Origin of the sequence: Bradyrhizobium cosmicum (assembly GCF_007290395.2) — a bacterium.
GTDB classification, from domain to species: domain Bacteria; phylum Pseudomonadota; class Alphaproteobacteria; order Rhizobiales; family Xanthobacteraceae; genus Bradyrhizobium; species Bradyrhizobium cosmicum.
Window position 1 is genome coordinate 4,854,593 of the sequence record NZ_CP041656.2, and the last position, 17,083, is coordinate 4,871,675.

At 66.5% G+C, this 17,083-nt stretch carries 16 protein-coding genes and 1 riboswitch; of the genes, 9 read left to right on the forward strand and 7 right to left on the reverse strand.

What is annotated here, in order from left to right; all coding sequences use genetic code 11:
- Positions 1-22: 22 nt before the first annotated feature.
- Positions 23-754: a GntR family transcriptional regulator gene (locus tag FNV92_RS23545; protein WP_244623646.1), complete on the forward strand. Its 732-nt coding sequence runs from the start codon at positions 23-25 to the stop codon at positions 752-754.
- Positions 755-756: 2 nt separating this feature from the next.
- Positions 757-1,506 carry an aspartate/glutamate racemase family protein gene (locus tag FNV92_RS23550; protein WP_168213811.1) on the forward strand — a complete coding sequence of 250 codons (750 nt, stop codon included), beginning with the start codon at positions 757-759 and terminating at the stop codon, positions 1,504-1,506.
- Here FNV92_RS23550 and FNV92_RS23555 read toward each other — a convergent pair.
- On the reverse strand, positions 1,503-2,894 hold the full coding sequence (locus tag FNV92_RS23555; RefSeq protein ID WP_143844354.1) for an amidase: 1,392 nt from the start codon (positions 2,892-2,894) through the stop codon (positions 1,503-1,505). The two genes, FNV92_RS23550 and FNV92_RS23555, sit on opposite strands and share 4 nt — an antisense overlap.
- Before the next feature lie 88 nt (positions 2,895-2,982).
- On the opposite strand from FNV92_RS23555, the gene FNV92_RS23560 reads away from it, so the two are divergent.
- From FNV92_RS23560 to FNV92_RS23575, 4 genes are read left to right on the forward strand one after another with little or no spacing between them, the layout of a single operon-like run.
- Complete coding sequence (locus FNV92_RS23560; protein WP_143844353.1) at positions 2,983-4,077, forward strand: ABC transporter ATP-binding protein; 1,095 nt, start codon at positions 2,983-2,985, stop codon at positions 4,075-4,077.
- A gap of 30 nt (positions 4,078-4,107) precedes the next feature.
- Positions 4,108-5,154 carry an ABC transporter substrate-binding protein gene (locus tag FNV92_RS23565; protein WP_143844352.1) on the forward strand — a complete coding sequence of 349 codons (1,047 nt, stop codon included), beginning with the start codon at positions 4,108-4,110 and terminating at the stop codon, positions 5,152-5,154.
- Positions 5,155-5,175: 21 nt separating this feature from the next.
- On the forward strand, positions 5,176-6,042 hold the full coding sequence (locus FNV92_RS23570; RefSeq protein WP_143844351.1) for an ABC transporter permease: 867 nt from the start codon (positions 5,176-5,178) through the stop codon (positions 6,040-6,042).
- Positions 6,039-6,854, forward strand: a complete 816-nt coding sequence (locus FNV92_RS23575) for an ABC transporter permease (protein ID WP_143844350.1) — start codon at positions 6,039-6,041, stop codon at positions 6,852-6,854. Before FNV92_RS23570 ends, FNV92_RS23575 begins: the two co-directional genes overlap by 4 nt.
- Here FNV92_RS23575 and FNV92_RS23580 read toward each other — a convergent pair whose 3' ends face one another.
- A complete protein-coding gene (locus FNV92_RS23580; RefSeq protein WP_168213594.1) occupies positions 6,855-7,190 on the reverse strand; it encodes a hydroxyisourate hydrolase in 336 nt (111 codons plus the stop codon).
- Positions 7,191-7,219: 29 nt separating this feature from the next.
- Between FNV92_RS23580 and FNV92_RS23585 the strand changes: the two genes are divergently transcribed.
- Both FNV92_RS23585 and FNV92_RS23590 read left to right on the forward strand, forming a co-directional pair.
- Positions 7,220-8,416 carry an MFS transporter gene (locus FNV92_RS23585; RefSeq protein WP_143844348.1) on the forward strand — a complete coding sequence of 399 codons (1,197 nt, stop codon included), beginning with the start codon at positions 7,220-7,222 and terminating at the stop codon, positions 8,414-8,416.
- Positions 8,397-9,764 (forward strand): amidase, encoded by a 1,368-nt coding sequence (locus FNV92_RS23590; RefSeq protein WP_143844347.1) that lies wholly within the window; start codon positions 8,397-8,399, stop codon positions 9,762-9,764. Before FNV92_RS23585 ends, FNV92_RS23590 begins: the two co-directional genes overlap by 20 nt.
- A 1-nt stretch (position 9,765) precedes the next feature.
- Here FNV92_RS23590 and FNV92_RS23595 read toward each other — a convergent pair whose 3' ends face one another.
- Both FNV92_RS23595 and FNV92_RS23600 read right to left on the reverse strand, forming a co-directional pair.
- Positions 9,766-11,187: a PepSY domain-containing protein gene (locus tag FNV92_RS23595; RefSeq protein WP_143844346.1), complete on the reverse strand. Its 1,422-nt coding sequence runs from the start codon at positions 11,185-11,187 to the stop codon at positions 9,766-9,768.
- Positions 11,188-11,199: 12 nt separating this feature from the next.
- Complete coding sequence (locus FNV92_RS23600) at positions 11,200-13,569, reverse strand: TonB-dependent receptor (RefSeq protein ID WP_168213593.1); 2,370 nt, start codon at positions 13,567-13,569, stop codon at positions 11,200-11,202.
- A 116-nt stretch (positions 13,570-13,685) separates the two neighbouring features.
- Positions 13,686-13,887, reverse strand: a riboswitch (cobalamin riboswitch).
- Between the two features lie 72 nt (positions 13,888-13,959).
- Between FNV92_RS23600 and FNV92_RS23605 the strand changes: the two genes are divergently transcribed.
- Positions 13,960-14,532, forward strand: a complete 573-nt coding sequence (locus FNV92_RS23605) for a histidine phosphatase family protein (RefSeq protein ID WP_168213592.1) — start codon at positions 13,960-13,962, stop codon at positions 14,530-14,532.
- A 6-nt stretch (positions 14,533-14,538) separates the two neighbouring features.
- Here the strand turns inward: FNV92_RS23605 and cobT are convergent, their stop codons facing one another.
- Genes cobT through FNV92_RS23620 form a run of 3 tightly spaced genes read right to left on the reverse strand, consistent with a single transcriptional unit; the run spans position 14,539 to position 17,080 of the window.
- Positions 14,539-15,591, reverse strand: a complete 1,053-nt coding sequence (gene cobT, locus FNV92_RS23610) for a nicotinate-nucleotide--dimethylbenzimidazole phosphoribosyltransferase (protein WP_143844343.1) — start codon at positions 15,589-15,591, stop codon at positions 14,539-14,541.
- 15 nt (positions 15,592-15,606) lie between these two features.
- Positions 15,607-16,356 carry a precorrin-6A synthase (deacetylating) gene (gene cobF / locus FNV92_RS23615; RefSeq protein ID WP_143844342.1) on the reverse strand — a complete coding sequence of 250 codons (750 nt, stop codon included), beginning with the start codon at positions 16,354-16,356 and terminating at the stop codon, positions 15,607-15,609.
- A gap of 46 nt (positions 16,357-16,402) precedes the next feature.
- A complete protein-coding gene (locus FNV92_RS23620; protein WP_015687203.1) occupies positions 16,403-17,080 on the reverse strand; it encodes an energy-coupling factor ABC transporter permease in 678 nt (225 codons plus the stop codon).
- Between the last annotated feature and the right edge of the window lie 3 nt (positions 17,081-17,083).

Sequence of the window (17,083 nt, forward strand, 5' to 3'; positions counted from 1 at the left end):
CAAAAGGCCGGAAACGGCTAGGATGAACCGAAGCAACGAGGCGCGCGTGCAGCAGAAGTCGGAAACCCCGAAGGGCCGAAAGTCGCCCAAACTCAAGAGGATGGGCCTGCATGAGCGCGCCGCTGCGCGGATGCGGACGATGATCATTCGCGGCGAGCTGCCGCCGGGATCGCAGACCCAGGAGACCAGGCTGTCGAAGGAGCTCGGCGTGTCGCGAACGCCGCTGCGCGAGGCGATGAAGGTGCTGGCGGCGGAAGGGTTGGTCGAGCTGCGCCCCAACCGCAGCCCCCGCATCGCCGGCCTCGCGGTCGAGGGCATCACGGAGTTGTTCGAGGCGCTGGCCGGGATCGAGCGGATTGCCGCGGAGCTTGCCGCCGAGCGCGCAACCGAACGCGATCTCGCTCGCCTGCGCACGCTCCAGACCCGCATGGAGGGCCACCACCGCAACGGCAAGCTCGACGATTACTTCGCCATCAACGGCGAGATCCACAACACCATCGTCCGCATGGCCCGCAATACGCCGCTGCGGGAGGCGCACGAGACGCTGATCTCCCGCGCCGAACGCGCGCGCTACCTCGCCCTTGGTGCCGACCGCCGCTGGAGCAATTCGGTCGACGAGCATGCCGGCATCCTCGCGGCTCTGGAGGCGCGCGACAGCGAAGCCGCAGGACGCCTGCTCGGCGCCCATGTCCGCCAGACCGGCACCGCGCTGCTCGAGACTCTCGCACCCAAACCCAAGCTGACGGCGGCATGACCATGAAGCTGTTGCTGCTCAACCCCAACACCAGCGCGGGGGTCACCCAGTTGATGACGGATGTCGGGCAGCGCGCCGCCGCGCCCGGCACCGAGCTGATCCCCTGCACCGCGACGCGCGGCGTGCCCTACATCGCCACCCGGACCGAGGCGCAGATCGGCGGGGCCATTGCGCTGGAGATGCTGGCCGAGCAGCACACCAAGGTGGATGCAGCGATCATCGCCGCCTTCGGCGATCCCGGCCTGTTCGCCGCGCGCGAAACCTTCGACATTCCCGTGGTCGGCATGGCGGAAGCCGCGATGCTGACCGCCTGCATGGCCGGACGGCGCTTTGCCATCGTCACCTTCGCCCAGGCGCTGGGGCCCTGGTACGAGGAATGCGTCCGCGACCACGGGCTGCGGGAGCGCTGCGCCGGCATTCGCATGCTCGACACGCCCTTCAAGGCGATCTCCGAGGTCGGCACCGAGAAGGAGGATCTGCTGGTCGAACTCGCGCAGCGCGCGATCGTCGAGGACGAGGCTGACGTGCTGATCTTCGCGGGCGCCCCGCTCTCCGGCCTCGCCGAGCGCGTCGCCGACCGAATCCCCGTTCCTGTCGTCGACCAGGTCGTCGCCGCCGTGAAGCAGGCCGAAGCACTGGTCGCGCTGCGGCTGCGCAAGGCAACCGCGGGCACGTTCCGCCGACCCGCCGCCAAACCCACCCTTGGTCTTGCCGGGGCACTCGCTGCCCGGCTCGAGCATCGCGATAGCTAGGGGAGCTTTGGCCGGCGATGCGAAAAACCCAGTTCGTGTTCGAGGGTACGGCCGAAGGCAAACAGGCGGGATTCGCATCCCGGCGGCGCGATGATCTGGATGCCGAAGGGCAGCTCGTTGTCTTCTCGCCGCACTGGCAGAGTCAGTACCGGAAATCCAACCAGCGAGACGATGAAGGTCACCGCGAGATAGTCGATCGGCGTCTCCAGCGACGCGCCGTCGATGGCGGTGACGTCACTGATCTCGTTCGGCCAGGGCAAGACGGACGCCGCCGGCGCAACCAGGAAATCGGTACGGGTGAACAGCTCGCGAAAACTGCGATAGACCGCGGTGCGGCGACGTTCGGCGTTGAGGTAATCTTCGGCCGAGAGCTTCGCGCCCGCCTCGATGTTCCAGATCACGGTGGGCGTGAGTTCGGGGCGGCGCGTCCTCAACAATTCGCCGTAACTGTTGGCAATGTGCGCGGCGCGCAACGTGCGAAAAGTCTCGATCGCACCGCCGCAATCGGGCGAGGATGGAACGACATCGGCGACGCCGGCGAGCGCATCGCAGGCGGCAGCAAAACGGGCGCGAACATCGCGCGCGACCGGCGCGACGCCGAAATCGGGCGTCATTGCGATTCTGGGACGTCTCGCAAACGGCCGGTCGTCATTGACGACGCCGGTCGAGAGCGGATCGCTGGTATCGCCTCCCCCACAGACCGACAGCGCGAGTTCGAGATCGTTGACATCGCGGGCGAGGAAGCCGTGGGTGGCGAGCATGTCCCAGCCGAGTGGACGGCGCCGCGACGGGATGCGGCCGGGCGTCGGCCGGATCGAGGCGACGTCGCAGAAGCTGGCGGGCGTGCGGACGGAGCCGCCGAAATCGGTGCCGTGCGCCAGCGGCACCATGCCGGCCGCGACCGCGACGGCGGAGCCGCCGGACGATCCGCCGGAGGTCAACGCGGGATCGAACGGATTACGCGTTGGCCCGCAAAGCTTGTTGGTGCAGACCGCACCGAAGCCGAATTCCGGGGTGTTGGTCTTTCCCAAGATGATCGCGCCGGCGCGTCGCAGCCGCGCCACCACGAGATCATCCTCAGCCGGGACGTGATCGCGAAACAAAACCGATCCATAGGTGGTCGCAAGTCCCGCGGTGTCGGTGAGGTCCTTGATCGCAACCGGCACCCCATGCAGCGGGCCGATCGGCGCGGGCGCCGCGTCGCAGATTTGCGCCGCACGGCGGGCGCCCTCCGCGTCGACGGTCACGAATGCCGCCAATTGCACGTTGCTGTGCGCTATCCGCGCGAGATGTGCCTCAACGGCGTCGCGCGAGGACAGCTCGCGCTTGGCAATGGCGCGCGCAAGGGTTGTGGCCGTGAGGTCGCAAATGGATTGATCCGAGGTCATCAAACGACAATGCCAAAACGCGCCGCAAAAAGCGACCGCGCCGGGCACGAGATTTGCTTTCTTCTTCGGGAGAACGGGAGGCAACACCATGGCTGAAGCGCAAGGCGGTCGCTCACTCGTCGTCGACGCCGTTACCCATCGCTACCCAAGCGGTGCGCTCGCGGTCGAGAATATCAATCTCGACATCAAGGGCGGCGAGATCATCGCCCTGCTCGGCCCCTCCGGCTGTGGCAAGACCACCCTGCTGCGGATCATCGCCGGCTTCATCGCACAGACGCAGGGGCGGATCATCATCGGCGACGACATCGTCGATGCGCTGCCGCCGAACCGCCGTGCCGTCGGCATCGTGTTCCAGAACTATGCGCTGTTTCCGCATCTGTCGATCAGCGAGAACGTCGCTTACGGACTTGCCGCGCGCGGCATCGACAAGGCGACGCGCCAGCGCGAGGCGCAGCGCCTCTTGGACCTTGTGCAATTGCCTGCCATGGCGGAACGGCTGCCGCGGCAGCTCTCCGGCGGCCAGCAGCAGCGCGTTGCGCTGGCCCGCGCGCTCGCGATCAAGCCGTCGATCCTGCTGCTCGACGAGCCCTTTGCTGCGCTCGACAAGAATTTGCGGCTCGACATGCAGATCGAGGTCAAGCGGCTGCAGCGCGTCTCCGGCATCACCACGCTGATCGTGACGCACGACCAGGAAGAAGCGCTGTCGATGGCCGACCGCGTCGCCGTGCTCAGCCATGGCAAGCTCGAACAGTTCGGATCGCCGTCCGACGTCTACGACCGTCCGCAAACCCTGTTCGTCAACACCTTCGTCGGCTCCAGCAACCGCATGCCCGGCGTGGTCGTCTCGGCGGACCGCACGGCTGCAAAAGTTCGCCTCGATGCCGGCGCGGAGATCATTGCGCGGCCCGCGGGCGGCACCCTCACCGAGGGCGGCCGCGTCACCGTCTGCATCCGACCCGAGCATCTGCACTTCGTCGGTGACGAGACCGGCTTTGCCGGCGTGGTCGGCATGTCGTTGCCGCTGGGCGCGACCGTCGTCCACGAAGTCACCACCGCCGACGGCTCCGGCGTCAAGGTCTCCCAGGCGCGCATCGGCGAGACGCGCGCGCTGGAGAGCGGCGCCGCGGTGCGCCTCGCACCGCTCGCCCCATCGCTCGCCAACGCCTTTCCCGCAACACTTTAGATTCAATCTTTGTCCAGAGGGAGTTCGACCATGATCATGAACCGCCGCAGCCTGATGACGACCGCGCTCACACTCGGCGCCATGAAGGCGTTTCCTGGCTTAAGCTACGCCCAGGCCCGCCCGCTGGTGTTTGCGACCTTCACCGGCAGCTGGGAGGAGGCGCACAAGGCGGTACTGGTGCCGGCCTTCCGCAAGGCAAACGCCGACGCCGCAATCGTGCTCGACCCCATGCTCTCGGTCGACCAGATCGCGAAGGTCAATGCCGCCAAGGCCAATCCGCCGATCGACGTGATGCTGCACGATCCCGGCCCGGCCCTCGTCGCGATCGGGCAGGACCTCGTCGAGCCCTATCCGGTCGAGAAGAGCGCCTATTACAAAGACCTGATCTCCGAGGCGCAGGAGCCGATGGGCCCTGCCCCGTTCTTCCAGGTCGTCGGCCTCACCTACAATCCGGAAGCGGTCAAGACGCCGCCCACCTCCTGGGCCGATCTGTGGAAGCCGGAGTTCAAGGGCCGCGTCGGCATCACCAACCTCAACTCGACGCTCGGCACCGGCTGGCTGGTCGAGATCGCCAAGATGCGCGGCGGCTCGGAAGCCAATGTCGATCCCGGCTTCAAGGCGATCGAGGAGCTGAAGCCCAATCTCGCCGCGGTGGCCGCCAATCCTGGCGCGCTCGCGACCCTGTTCCAGCAGGGCCAGATCGACATCTCGCCCGGTAATTTCAACGCCATCCAGATCCTCAAGGCGCGCGGCGTCCCGGTCGAGTTCGTGGCGCCGAAGGAAGGCGCCATCGCCTTCAAGACCACGATCCACATCGTCAAGAACTCGCCCAACCGCGAGCTCGCCTTCAAGCTGATCGAAGCGTCGCTGACGCCGGAGGTACAGACCACGCTGATGAACCCGCCCTATCTGATCGTGCCGACCAATTCCAAGGTCAAGATGGGCGGTGAAATCGCGCGCGTGCTCGCCAAGGACACCGCCGAGCTGAAGCAGAAATTCGTGTTCCAGGACTGGAAGAAGATCAACGAGCAGCGCTCGGCCTGGATCGAGCGCTTCAACCGCGAGATCAAGATCTAGAGGCATTTCCGAGGATTTGTCATGGGCTCAGCACCGGCTTCACGAGACGTCACCTCCTACGGGATGGGATTGGCAGCGCCGCTGGCGCTGTTCTTCCTGGTCTTCTTCGTGGCACCGCTGCTGCAATTGCTCTGGCTCTCGCTGCACAACGACACGGCCGCGCTCCATTGGGGGCTCGGCCAGTACCTGCACTTCCTCACCGATCCCTTCAGCCTGAGCGTGCTCGGCTCGACCCTGCTGCTCGGCGCCGAAGTGACGGCCGTGTGCCTCGTGCTCGGCTTTCCCATCGCCTGTCTCTACCAGCGGGTCGGACCGAAGCTTCAGACCATCATCATCCTGATCGTGCTGCTGCCGCTCCTGACCAGCGTCGTGGTCCGCACCTTCGCCTGGATCGTCATCCTGGGCCGCCAGGGTATCATCAATGCGACGCTGCAATCCCTTGGGATGATCGATACACCCATAAAGCTGCTCTACACCCAGTTCGGCGTGGTGATCGCGCTGGCGCAGGTGCAGATGCCGCTGATGACGCTGCCGCTGATCACCGCGCTCGGCCGCATCGATCCCAATCTCGACGATGCCTCCTGCTCGCTCGGTGCCGGAAGCTGGCGGACCTTTTTCAGGGTCGTGCTGCCGCTGTCGCTGCCCGGCGTGATCGCCGGCTGCACGCTGACCTATGCCGCGGCGATCACCGCCTTCATCACCCAGTCGCTGATCGGCGGCGGGCAGATGCTGTTCATGCCGATGTATCTCTATCAGCAAGCCTCGACGCTGCAGAACTGGCCCTTTGCCTCCGCGATCTCGATCATCTTCCTGCTGGCCGTGCTCGCGGTCGGCTCGGTCTTCACCACGCTCGGCCGCCTGTCGCGCGGCTACGGAGGCGCGTCATGAGCGGACGCAAGCGCACCCTGGAAGCCATCAGCTTCGAGTTCGTGATGACGGCAATCGCGGTGATCGCACTGATCATCATCATCGCGCCTTCGCTTGTGGTGCTGATTGTCTCCTTTACCAGCGGGTTCTCGCTGCGCTTCCCGCCGCCGGGCTATTCGCTGCGCTGGTACGCCGAGCTGTGGAACGCCTGGCAGCTGCACTTCGCGGCCAAGAACAGCCTCATCGTCGCGCTGTGGGCGACAGTCCTGTCGGTCGTGCTCGGTGTTGGGGCGGCGCTCGCGATCTCGCGCTCGCGGACGCTGTCGGCACGGCTGCTCGACTCCCTCTTCATGTCGCCGCTGGTGCTGCCGGCGCTGGCTTTTGGTCTGGCTGCGCTGATGCTGTTCTCGCTGGTCGGGATGCAGGTGTCGTTACTGACGCTGGTGATCGGCCACACGGTCGTTTGCGTACCCTACGTCGTGCGCAACACGGTCGCAGCGCTCGCCCAGCTCGAGCCAACCCTGCTGGAGAGTTCCGCGGTGCTGGGCGCGAGCCGGCTCTACACGTTCCGGCGGATCGTGCTGCCGCTGATCCGGCCGGGCATCATCGCGGGCGCCTTCATCGCCTTCATGTCGTCGTTCGACAACGTGCCGGTCTCGCTGTTCCTGCGCGACGCCGCAACCGACATGCTGCCGATCCGGATGTGGCAGGACCTCGAGGGCAAGCTCGACGTCACCATTGCCGCGCTATCGAGCGTGCTGATCATCGCCACCGTTGCGATGGTCGCGGTGATGGAGCGCGTCACGGGCCTGTCGCGGCGGCTGACCAACTGATCAGGCGCCGCGGAACAGCGAATAGCCCCAGCGCGTGAATTTCAGCGGCAGATGAAAATGCTCGTCGACATGCTTGATGCGGAAGCGGAACGGCGTCACCGTGAGAAAGCCGTCGCTGTCAGCAAAGAACTCGCCGAGATGAAACAGGACCTCGTACTCGCCTGCCGTCACGCCCGCGCCCTGCGCAATGGGGTGATCGAGCACACCGTTGGCGCCGAGCCGGCCGTCGGCGACGCGCGAGGAGTCAGGATCGATCCGCCAGATCTCGACGCGCAGCCCCTGCGCCGGTCGTCCGCCGGCCACGTCGACCGCGTGAATGGAAATACCGCCTGCCATCGTGCCGTTCCTCCTGCTAGCGCCGCGCCATGGTAGACGCAAACACCGCCGTTCGGCCAGCGCCGCCGTTGCTGCCGGCCCTCGGCGCGATGACCTCGCTTCAGGCCCTGGTGGCGCTCGCCTTGTTTGCCCCGGGCGTGGTCGCGCCGCGCGCCCATATCGAGGTCTGGCAGCTCTCGATGTTCTCCTGCGCGGTGTTCGCCGTCGGCATCCCCGCCTCGTTCTGGGGCGGCGGCTTCATCGCGCGGATGGGCTCGCTCCGGATCGCGAGCCTGTGCGCGGCGGCGATCGTCATCAGCATGGCACTGGCTTCACTCGGATCGACCGCGGCCCTGCTCGCCGCCGGCCTCTGCCTCGGCCTTGCCTTCGGACCGGAGACGCCCGCGAGCGCGGCACTGCTGTCGCGGCTGGTGACGTCGGAGCGACGCGCCTTCGTGTTCTCGGTGCGCCAGACCGGCAACCAGATCGGTGCCGTCTGCGGCTCGCTGGCCCTGCCCGCGATCGCGATCTGGTTGGGACCGGCCTGGTGCTACGCAGCCGTCGGTGCCTGCGCGCTCGTCGCGATCCTGCTGTTCGAGCGCCTGCGGCCGGCCTATGCCGGCAAGTCCGCCCCGCTTCCGCAACTTGATCTCCGCGCGCGGCTGGCACTGGTCACCGGGGACCGGCGCATCGCGATGCTGGCGCTGGCCTCGATGCCGTTCAGCGCGATGCAGGTGTCGCTCAACACCGTCTTCGTCATGCTGGGCACACGCGAGCTTGGCCTGAGCCATATCGAGGCCGGCATGGCGCTCGCCTGCGCGCAGGCCGGCGGCCTCGTCGGCCGGCTCGGCTGGGGCTATGTCGCCATGCGCCTCGATGCCTCGCGCATGGTACTCGTCGTCATCGGCCTCGGCATGGCCTTCTGCGCCGCGCTGCTCGGCCTCGATGGCGCATCGCTCGGTCGCACCGGGCAATTTGCCATTGCAGGCCTGTTCGGCCTGACGGCATCGGGCTGGAACGGCGTCTTCATCGCCGAGATCGCGCGCCTCGCCCCGCAGGACAGGATCGGCGAGACAACGGGCGCCGTGCTGACCGCATCCTATGCCGGCCTGCTCGCCGCGCCGGCGCTGGTTTCGGTGCTGGATGGTGTTGCCGGTCTCGGCGCGGCGCTCTTCGCCTTGGCTTGCCTTGCGCTGTGCGGCACATTGGCGCTGATCTGGGGAGGCCATGACAGAGCGAAACAATAGCGCGCGCGAGATCGCGGCCGATGTGACGGCCGGGCGAACCAGCGCGGTCAAAATTGCCGAGGCAGCGCTTGCGCGCATCGAGGCAGCCAGGGCGCTGAACGCGGTGGTGACGATCGATCCCACCCGCACGCTTGCCGACGCGGCAGCGGTCGATGCACGCCTGCACTCCGGCGAAGCGATGCCGCTCGCCGGCGTCCCCGTAATCGTCAAGGACAACATCTGGGCCGCAGGCTGGCGCATCACACAGGGCTCGCGCCTGTTCGCCGATTTCGTCGCGCCAAAGGACGCCATTGCGATCGCGCGCCTGCGCCAGGCCGGCGCCGTCATTGTCGGCATCGGCGCCACATCCGAATTCGCCAGCAAGGGCGTGACGACCTCACAGCTGTTCGGACCCACACGCCATCCGCTCGATCCCACGCTGACACCGGGTGGTTCATCGGGCGGTCCGGCCGCCGCCGTCGCCGCCGGCCTCGTGCCGCTCGCGATCGGTACCGATGCCGGCGGCTCCAGCCGCAGGCCGCCCGCCCATGTCGGTGTCGCCGGCTTCAAGCCGTCCTATGGCGCGATTCCGTATGGGCCGGGTTTCGCCGAGCCGTTCTTCGGCCTCTCCCTCATCGCACCGATCGCCGCCGACGTCGCGGATATCGCGCTGGCGTTCGAGGTCATGGCCGGAATCGATCCGCGCGATCCGGACTCGGCAGTTGTCGCGAGAGAGGCTGAAGACATCGCGGACTTGCGCATCGCGTTTTCGCCCCGGCTCGGGCTTGACGTCGCCGTTGACGACGTCGTTGCGAACGGGCTCGTTTCCGCAGTTGAACGCATCGCCGCCACAGGCTTGCGTATCGCAACTCGCGATCCGGTCTGGCCGGCGGGCGCCACGGAAGAGGCCATCATGCCGCTTCAGCATGCCGGCCTCGCCGCTCTCTATGGCAACACCTTTCGTAAGGACCCGAATGTCTTCGATCCTGATATCGCCAGGCAGATCGAGCGAGGGCTGTCGTGGTCGGGGGCAGAAGTTGCCGGAGCCCTCGTCGCCAGCACTGCGATCGCCAATGCCTTTGCTGCCTTCTTCAGCGAGGCCGACCTGCTACTGGCTCCGACGGTGCCCTGCGTTGCGTGGCCGTTGACCCAGCTCGGCCCCGACACGATCGGCGGCCGCCCGGCGAGTCCCCGCGCGCACGCCGTATTCACGCCGTTCGTCAATCATGCCCGGCTGCCGGCGATTTCGATCCCTTGCGGGACCGATGAGCGCGGACTTCCTTTCGGCCTGCAGATCATTTCCCGTCGCGGACAGGACCGCACGCTGCTGCGAGCCGCCCAACGCCTCGAGTCAGTGCTCAGGGCGTAGATCAGGCTGCAAACGTTGATCGCAGGCGGCGCCAGCCGATGACGATGCCGGTGATGGAGAACACCAGCCCGAGCACGCAGAGCCCGACGATCAGAACATCGCGCAAACGCGGATGCGCGAGCAGGACCGGGAAATCGAGCGTGTGCAGCGCGCTATAGACCCAGCGATAGGCCCGCCGCGACGCATCGAGCCTCTGCAGCACGCGGCCGTCGGCCCCGTCGATATCGAACCAGAGGTCGCCGCAGCGGGAGCGATAGACCGGCGCACGCGCGACGATGGACTGTGCGGGATAGGCATCATCATCGGGGAGAATGGACGTAGCGCCGCAGCCAGCTACGACACGCCTCACCAGGTTTTCGACTTCCGGCGCGCTGAGGAAATCAGACTCTCCGCCATCGGGTCCGATCAGAACCTGCTTGTCGAGACCAACCCGCTCGCGTCGATGGAGCTTGCCGTTGAAAACAAACCATTCGACCTCGCGGGCCGCCGACGATACCGGCGTCCGATCGAGCGACGCGGCTGTCGTCCAGGCCGGCGAAACATCGATCACGCCGGCTTCAGCCGGGGTCAACTCCCCGCGCGAGAACAGCCGGCCGTGATCCATCGAGAGCCAGCCGCTGAAGATCCAGGTCAGCACGAAAGCTGTCGCGACGAGGCCGATGACGTGATGCAGGGCGTGCCAGCCGCGATAAGGCGATGACAGTTGCCGACCGCGAAGCCTGAGCCGCGCGAGCCCGATCACCGCGCCGAGCAATGCCGCAATCAAGGCCAGCAGCGACAGCGTCCAGACCACGCCATCCCATAGCGCCCAGTTGCTTCGCAGCACTGTCGGATAGATCCAGTGCAGGACACTCCCAGCCCAATTCCACCCGCGCTCGCTTCGCGTCGTATCCAGAACGACTTCGCCGGTCCGTGATGAAACGTAAACCTCCGTCCCGGCGGCATCGCCCAGCGCGACGCGGAACAGGGGCCGGTGGCGGTCAAAGCCGTTCGGCACGCTCCATTGATCGTAATCCGCACGCGCGAGAATTGCGGCGCCGGTAACATCGAGTCCGCGCCGTCGAGCGTGCTCCCGCGCGATGGCGAGTGCGACATCGGACGACATCACCGGCGCGTCAGCCCCATCCAGGGCACGAACCGCGCGAATACGCGACGGCCCCGAGACGATGTAGACCGGTCCGTCGCTTCGCCGGATCAGGCGAACCCGCCTGGCATCGGTGATCCCGCTGGCGACCACGGCGTCTTGGGCCGACATGGTCACCTGCGCGCCGCCCACCGGTGCCAGTCCGGCAAATCGCTCTGCTTCCGTCAGCGACGGAAACGGAATGAAATGCATCACAATTCCGGTTGCGAACCACATCGCGAACAGCAGGCAGAACGCGATCCCGAGCCAGCGGTGCAGCAGGACGATCGCGCCCATCATGTGGTCAGCGCCCTACCATTTGAACGCGGCCGAAAGCTCGTAGGTGCGCGGTGCGCCGAGCAGGATCTGGTCGGGATAGAACGGATCGCCCCAGATCGCATAGCGCTTGTCGGCGATGTTCCGGACGCGGAAGGTCAGGCGGGCCTGATCGACCGCGTTGAACACCGTCTTCGGGATATCGACGAAGGCATAGACGTCGGCCACCGTGTACGCCTTCATCGTCACGACGTTGGCATCGGTGTTGTAGCGGTCGCCGACATGACGTCCGGTGATTCCGAGCTCAACCGGCCAGGGCGTGAAGAACCGCCATGACGCGCCGGCGTTGGCAACGATGCGCGGCACGTTCGGCGGCGTGTTGCCCGAGAACGAGCCGCCGACGAAATCGTAGTCGGCGTAGCGCGCATCGACATAGGCGATGTTGCCCCACAGGCGCAGCGATTCGATCGGACGCACCGCGGCGGCGAGCTCCACGCCCTTGGATTCCTGCCGCCCGGCGATGTTGAGCTGCATCCCACCCGCCGCGGCGTAGACGTTCTTGCGCAGGATGTCGTAGGCCGAGAACGACCACTCCGCCCTGTTGTCCCAGAACAGGTGCTTGACCCCGGTCTCGTAGGTTCGCGAGGTCGTCAAGTCCAGCGGCTGGGTCGGCAACAGCAGGAAGCTGGTGTTTGCGGCAACGTCGGCGCCGGTCGCGTACTGGCTGAAGAAAGTCAGGCCGGGCACGGCCTCCCAAGTGTAGCCGATGCGGCCCGTCACCGGCGCCCAGTCCTTCGTGAACGGAAAGCCGGCCTTCTCCAGCCCGTTCTTGTCAGTCGAGTTGCGGTCGAGCCCGATATGCTCGACCCGGAGGCCGCCGATCAGCGAGAAGGTCCGCGTGAGCTTCAGCCGGTCCTCGAACGACAGCGCCTCGTTGTCGATGCGCGCAGTTTGCTGCTGCGTCGTAAGCAGGCCGTAATAGCCTCTGACAGGATCGACCAGCGAGACGGAGTCGCCAGGGAAGTTTGCCGCGCCCGGCCTGACAAAGTCGAGGTAGCTCGACGACAGTGTCGTGACCAGCCGGTTGTCGAAACCTGCGATGTTCGCATCCCAGATCAGGTCGGTGATGTTGCCGACCAGCCGCTGGCTGTGCGCGACATAGAATCGCTCACGATCGACCAGGTTCGTTCCGGCGTTGAACGCCTCGATCTCGTTGTTGAACCAGGTGCGCTCGGCCCCATAGCCATAAGCCTGGCTCTTCAAGGTCAGGTCTGGCGCGAGCTTCAGCTCAAACCCGCCGCGGAGCCAAACCTCCTGCGCGACGTTGCGATTGTCGAGGACGTTGTAGTTGGTGTTGAAGGTACGGTCGTCGATGGTGACCGCGCCGAGATTGGTTCCGTTATAGTTCGAGACGTAATTGCCGGAGACGATGCCGCTCGTGGCGTGCGAACCGCTATAGGCCACCGGCACCAGCGGCGCACCCCAATAGGCCTTCGAGCGGTCCTCGCGATACTCGATCGCGCCCCAGACCTTGAGGCTGTCCGAGATGCGGTAGTTGAGCTGACCCGACACATCCAGCGTCTTGGTGTTGGTATCGTCGGCAAAGCCATTGAGGGAGGAACGGCTGACGTCGAAACGATAGTCGAGCCCCTGCAAATTGGTGCTGCCGCCCGACCCGTAATGGGCACGGAAGGAGTTCAGCGAATCCCAGGAAAAATCCGCCTCGTTCCGGATCGGGCCTGTGTGCGGCTGCTTGGTGACGAAATTGATCGCGCCGCCTGCGGCGCCCTCGCCCGAGATCAGCGAGGCCGGACCCTTCAGGAATTCCACGGCTTCCAGATTGGCCGTGTCGGTGATCCGCGAGGTCATGTTCTGCGGGCCGATCTTGATGCCGTTGTAGAGGGTGTTGATCTGGCTGTTGGTGAAGCCGCGCATCGAGAAGGCCGCGGGCTCGGCCGGGTTGTCGCCGGAGGTGACGCCGACCGCGCCTGCCGCGACTTCGGACACGGTGCGATAGCCCTGCTCGCGCATGGTCGCTGCGGAGATGACCTCGACGGTCGCAGGCGTTTCGCGCACCGTCAGGCCAAGGCGCGAGGCGCTTTCGGCGACAGCGTTGCTGTTGAGCGGTGTTTGCGCTTGGGTCTGCGCCGAAGCGACCGGCGCGGCGGGCTTTGGCGCGGCTGCTGCAGTCGAGGACCTGCGCGCCGCCGCGCGGCGCGGGCTCTGCCCTTCCCGGCCGGCGGGGCTCGCCTGCTTGCGGGACTGGGCCGGGGACACTTCGATGGGCGGCAGGGGATCGCGGACCTGCTGCGCCGACGCTGAGGGCAGATCGATAACGGCAAACGATGTGAGAGCGGCGGACGCGAGCAGGACGCGGCGCGGTCGTGCAATACGGATGGACAACACGGTTTTGGACCTCGGTGTGACGTCAGTGGCACGTCACAGCGAATTAAGGTCCCATCTTCCGGCTTCCCGCCTTCCGATGAAGCCGAATGTCTGTACTCCCCGACCGACATCTTCGCGTGTGACCACGGCTGACGGCAGGTCTCCTGGCTCGCGGGTCGTCACCTTGCGTCGCCTTCCCGGGACCGAGATACCCAGTGGCTCGTGACGCAAGATTCGCCGCTTACAGTTGCGGGGGCAGCCACGGCATTGGAGACAAGGTCTCCGCACCGCATTCCCTTTTCATCCCCTCGCGGGGAAACCGTCACGGCCATCTAGGATTAGGAGCAAGACAGAGTCAATGTGCAGCGTGCGGCGATATTGCCACAGCGACCAACTTCCTGGGAGACGAGCATGGAGGGCGAGACCTTGCTCTGGCTGATACGACATGCGCCCGTCGCCGGCGTCGCGGGGACGATCCACGCGTCCGACGCGCCGGCGGATCTCGGCGATCGCGCGCAACTGGAGACGCTGCGGCAACGCCTGCCGCGCGATGCGGCGAGCTATGCCAGCCCGTCGCGGCGCACGGTCGAGACCGCGGGCGCCCTTCGGCTCGAACCGTCATTGATGACCGAATTCAGCGAGCAGCATTTTGGCGACTGGACCGGCCGGAAGCACGACGAACTCGCCGCGACCGGTGGGGAGACCTACACGGAATTCTGGAGCGATCCCGCCCACAAGAGACCGCCGGGCGGCGAAAGCTTCGAGGATCAGGTCGCGCGCGTGCGGCAGGGACTTTCGCGGATCGGCTCCGGCCCAGCGACACTTGTCGTACATTCCGGCACCATCCGCTCCGTGCTCTGCATCGCGCTGGATCTGACGCCGGAAGCGGCGTTGCGCTTCGTGGTCGATCCGCTGTCGCTGACCCGGATCGACCGACTCGCCGCCGGCTGGCGCGTCGTCTCGGTCAACCAGCGCATGACCTGAGGCGGTTCAGGCGGGACGATCCGGCACGTTGGCTTGGGCAAACGTCGCCATGCCGTTGTGAAGCGCACACGCCGACCGCACCAGCGGCAGCGCGATGGCGGCGCCCGATCCCTCGCCGAGCCTGAGATCGAGGCTGATCAGCGGCTGCACGTCGAGCGCGCACAGCACCAGCCGATGCCCCTGCTCCGCCGATTGATGCGACGGCAACAGGTATGGCTGGCACGACGGATTGAGCCGCGCCGCCGCAAGCGCCGCGACCGAGACGATGAATCCGTCGATCAATACTGGGATGCGGCGTTGCGCTGCCGCAATGATCGCGCCGCAGATCGCTGCGATCTCGAGGCCGCCGACCGCGCACAGGATTTTTTCGGGCGAGGCCCCGGCAACGCCATGGCGCGCAATCGCAGCGTCGATCACGCGCGCCTTGTGCGCGCGGCCGGCCGCATCGATGCCGGTACCGCTGCCCGCGATCTCCTCAGCGCTCACGCCGAGAAGGCTCGCGGCAATCGCCGCCGATGTCGTGGTGTTGCCGATGCCCATCTCGCCGAAGATCAGCAGATCAGGCTGGCTGACCCCGGCGCGCGCCACCGCGCGCTGGCCGGCTTCGAAGGCGAACGCCAGTTCGGCAGGCGTCAGCGCGGCTTGGACGCTGAAATCGCAGGTACCATGGCGCGGCTTGTCGGTGACGACGCCCGTCATCTCCCCCTGCGCCAGCGTGCCGGCATCGACCACCTCGAGGCTCGCGCCAAGCTCGCGCGCCAGCACGGAGATCGCGGCGCCGCCGGAGGCGAAATTCGCCATCATCGCGATGGTGACGGCTTGCGGATAGGCCGACACGCCCTGCGCGACGATGCCGTGATCGCCGGCGAAGACGATGATCGGCACCCGCGCCGCACGCGGCTGCTCGGTCGCCTGCAGGCCCGCAAGCTCGATCGCGAGCTGTTCCAGCCGGCCGAGCGCACCGGTGGGCTTTGTCAGTTGCGCCTGCCGCGCGATCGCCGCCTCGCGGTGAACGGCGGAGACATCGGGGCACGTCTGATAGACCCATTCGGGAAGCATGCTGCCTCGCTTGGCTTACGCCCTGCGCTTGAGAATGTAGCTGTCCATGATCCAGCCATGCCGCTCGCGCGCCTCCTGGCGCGCGGCCACGATGCGCGGGCCGACCTCAACCAGCGCGCCGGATAGAACGACCTGGTCGGGCATGCCGAGATAGGCGCCCCACCAGATCTGCAGGCCTTCGGGATCAAGCGACTGGAATGCGGTGCCGCCGTCGAGCATCACCACCACGGTATCGACGCCCTGCGGCCAGCCACCCTCGCGCAAGCGGCGCCCCGTCGTGACCAGAAACGGTTCGCCGATGTCGTTGAGCGGCAGCGCATGGGCTGCGCACAGCGCCTGGATCGAGGTGATGCCGGGCACGACCTCAATTGTCGGCAAGGGAGTGAGTCGCCGTGCGATGCGCAACGAGGAATCGTAGAGCGAGGGATCGCCCCAGATCAGCAGCGCGACCTTGCCATCGCCTTCGAGATGACTCGCGATCGTCCGCGACCAGATCGCTGCAACCGCATCGTGCCAATCGTCCACGCCCTTGCGGTAGTCCGCTTCACCGGCGTCGCGCACGGGCAGATCGAACTCGGCGATGCGCGTCTGGTCGTTGGTCAGAACGTTCGTGCAGATCGTCCGCCTGAGATCGGCGAGATCGGATTTCGCGCTCCCCTTGCGCGGGATCAGGACGAGATCAGCCGCGTTGATGGCACGGATCGCGGCGCGCGTGAGCTGCTCGGGATCGCCGCAACCGATGCCTATCAGGGAGAGCGTGAGCATCGCGAGTGCGAAGGGCGACCGCGATGGCCGCCCGTTCGCTTGTCTCTCAGGCCGCGTTGTGCAGGCGCGGGGTGACGAGGCCGGGCGCGGTGACGCCGCGCAGCGACTTCGCCAGCGCCAGCACCGCCAGATCAGCCAGCGGCTCGATCACGATGACGAGCGCATAGGAGGCGGCGAAGGTCGCGATGTTGGCGAGATTGCTCATGGCAAAGCCGGAGCCATAGAGCGCCCAGAACGCGACCCAGCCGATCACGCCGGCCTGGTAGGTCGTCGAAAGCGCCAGCGCCTGGCGATAGCTGAGATCGACATAGGCGGTGTTGCGCGAAATGATCCGCGCTGCAATCGCCTGGATCCCAAACAGCGGCACCAGCAGCGTGGTGACGTTCATGCCGAATTGCGGCAAATCCGGCGGCTCGAAGAAGATGCCCTGGAACAGCAGACCGAAGGCGAGGCCGAGAGCTGCGGGGGCCGCCCCGAACAACAGGAACAAGGTCGAGCCGAGAATGAAGTGCACCTCGGAGACGCCGACCGGGAAGTGCGGCAGGATCTCGAAGAAGGTGAAGACAAGCGCGGTGGTGGCGAGGGTGCGCAACGCAAGCGAGCCGACGCCCTGCTCGCGCGCGGTCTCGACCGCGAGCTTCAGCGCAACACCGCAGGCGGCGATGCCTGTTGCGTAACTCAACACGAGCTTGGCGCCCGTCACGATCCCGGGTTCGATATGCATGGC

Bases quoted from the DNA above. Each gene is read 5' to 3' on its own strand.
- FNV92_RS23545 (WP_244623646.1), top strand. From the start codon at position 23: ATGAACCGAAGCAACGAGGCGCGCGTGCAGCAGAAGTCGGAAACCCCG.
- FNV92_RS23550 (WP_168213811.1), top strand. From the start codon at position 757: ATGAAGCTGTTGCTGCTCAACCCCAACACCAGCGCGGGGGTCACCCAG.
- FNV92_RS23555 (WP_143844354.1), bottom strand. From the start codon at position 2,894: ATGACCTCGGATCAATCCATTTGCGACCTCACGGCCACAACCCTTGCG.
- FNV92_RS23560 (WP_143844353.1), top strand. From the start codon at position 2,983: ATGGCTGAAGCGCAAGGCGGTCGCTCACTCGTCGTCGACGCCGTTACC.
- FNV92_RS23565 (WP_143844352.1), top strand. From the start codon at position 4,108: ATGATCATGAACCGCCGCAGCCTGATGACGACCGCGCTCACACTCGGC.
- FNV92_RS23570 (WP_143844351.1), top strand. From the start codon at position 5,176: ATGGGCTCAGCACCGGCTTCACGAGACGTCACCTCCTACGGGATGGGA.
- FNV92_RS23575 (WP_143844350.1), top strand. From the start codon at position 6,039: ATGAGCGGACGCAAGCGCACCCTGGAAGCCATCAGCTTCGAGTTCGTG.
- FNV92_RS23580 (WP_168213594.1), bottom strand. From the start codon at position 7,190: ATGGCAGGCGGTATTTCCATTCACGCGGTCGACGTGGCCGGCGGACGA.
- FNV92_RS23585 (WP_143844348.1), top strand. From the start codon at position 7,220: ATGGTAGACGCAAACACCGCCGTTCGGCCAGCGCCGCCGTTGCTGCCG.
- FNV92_RS23590 (WP_143844347.1), top strand. From the start codon at position 8,397: ATGACAGAGCGAAACAATAGCGCGCGCGAGATCGCGGCCGATGTGACG.
- FNV92_RS23595 (WP_143844346.1), bottom strand. From the start codon at position 11,187: ATGATGGGCGCGATCGTCCTGCTGCACCGCTGGCTCGGGATCGCGTTC.
- FNV92_RS23605 (WP_168213592.1), top strand. From the start codon at position 13,960: ATGGAGGGCGAGACCTTGCTCTGGCTGATACGACATGCGCCCGTCGCC.
- cobT (WP_143844343.1), bottom strand. From the start codon at position 15,591: ATGCTTCCCGAATGGGTCTATCAGACGTGCCCCGATGTCTCCGCCGTT.
- cobF (WP_143844342.1), bottom strand. From the start codon at position 16,356: ATGCTCACGCTCTCCCTGATAGGCATCGGTTGCGGCGATCCCGAGCAG.
- FNV92_RS23620 (WP_015687203.1), bottom strand. From the start codon at position 17,080: ATGCATATCGAACCCGGGATCGTGACGGGCGCCAAGCTCGTGTTGAGT.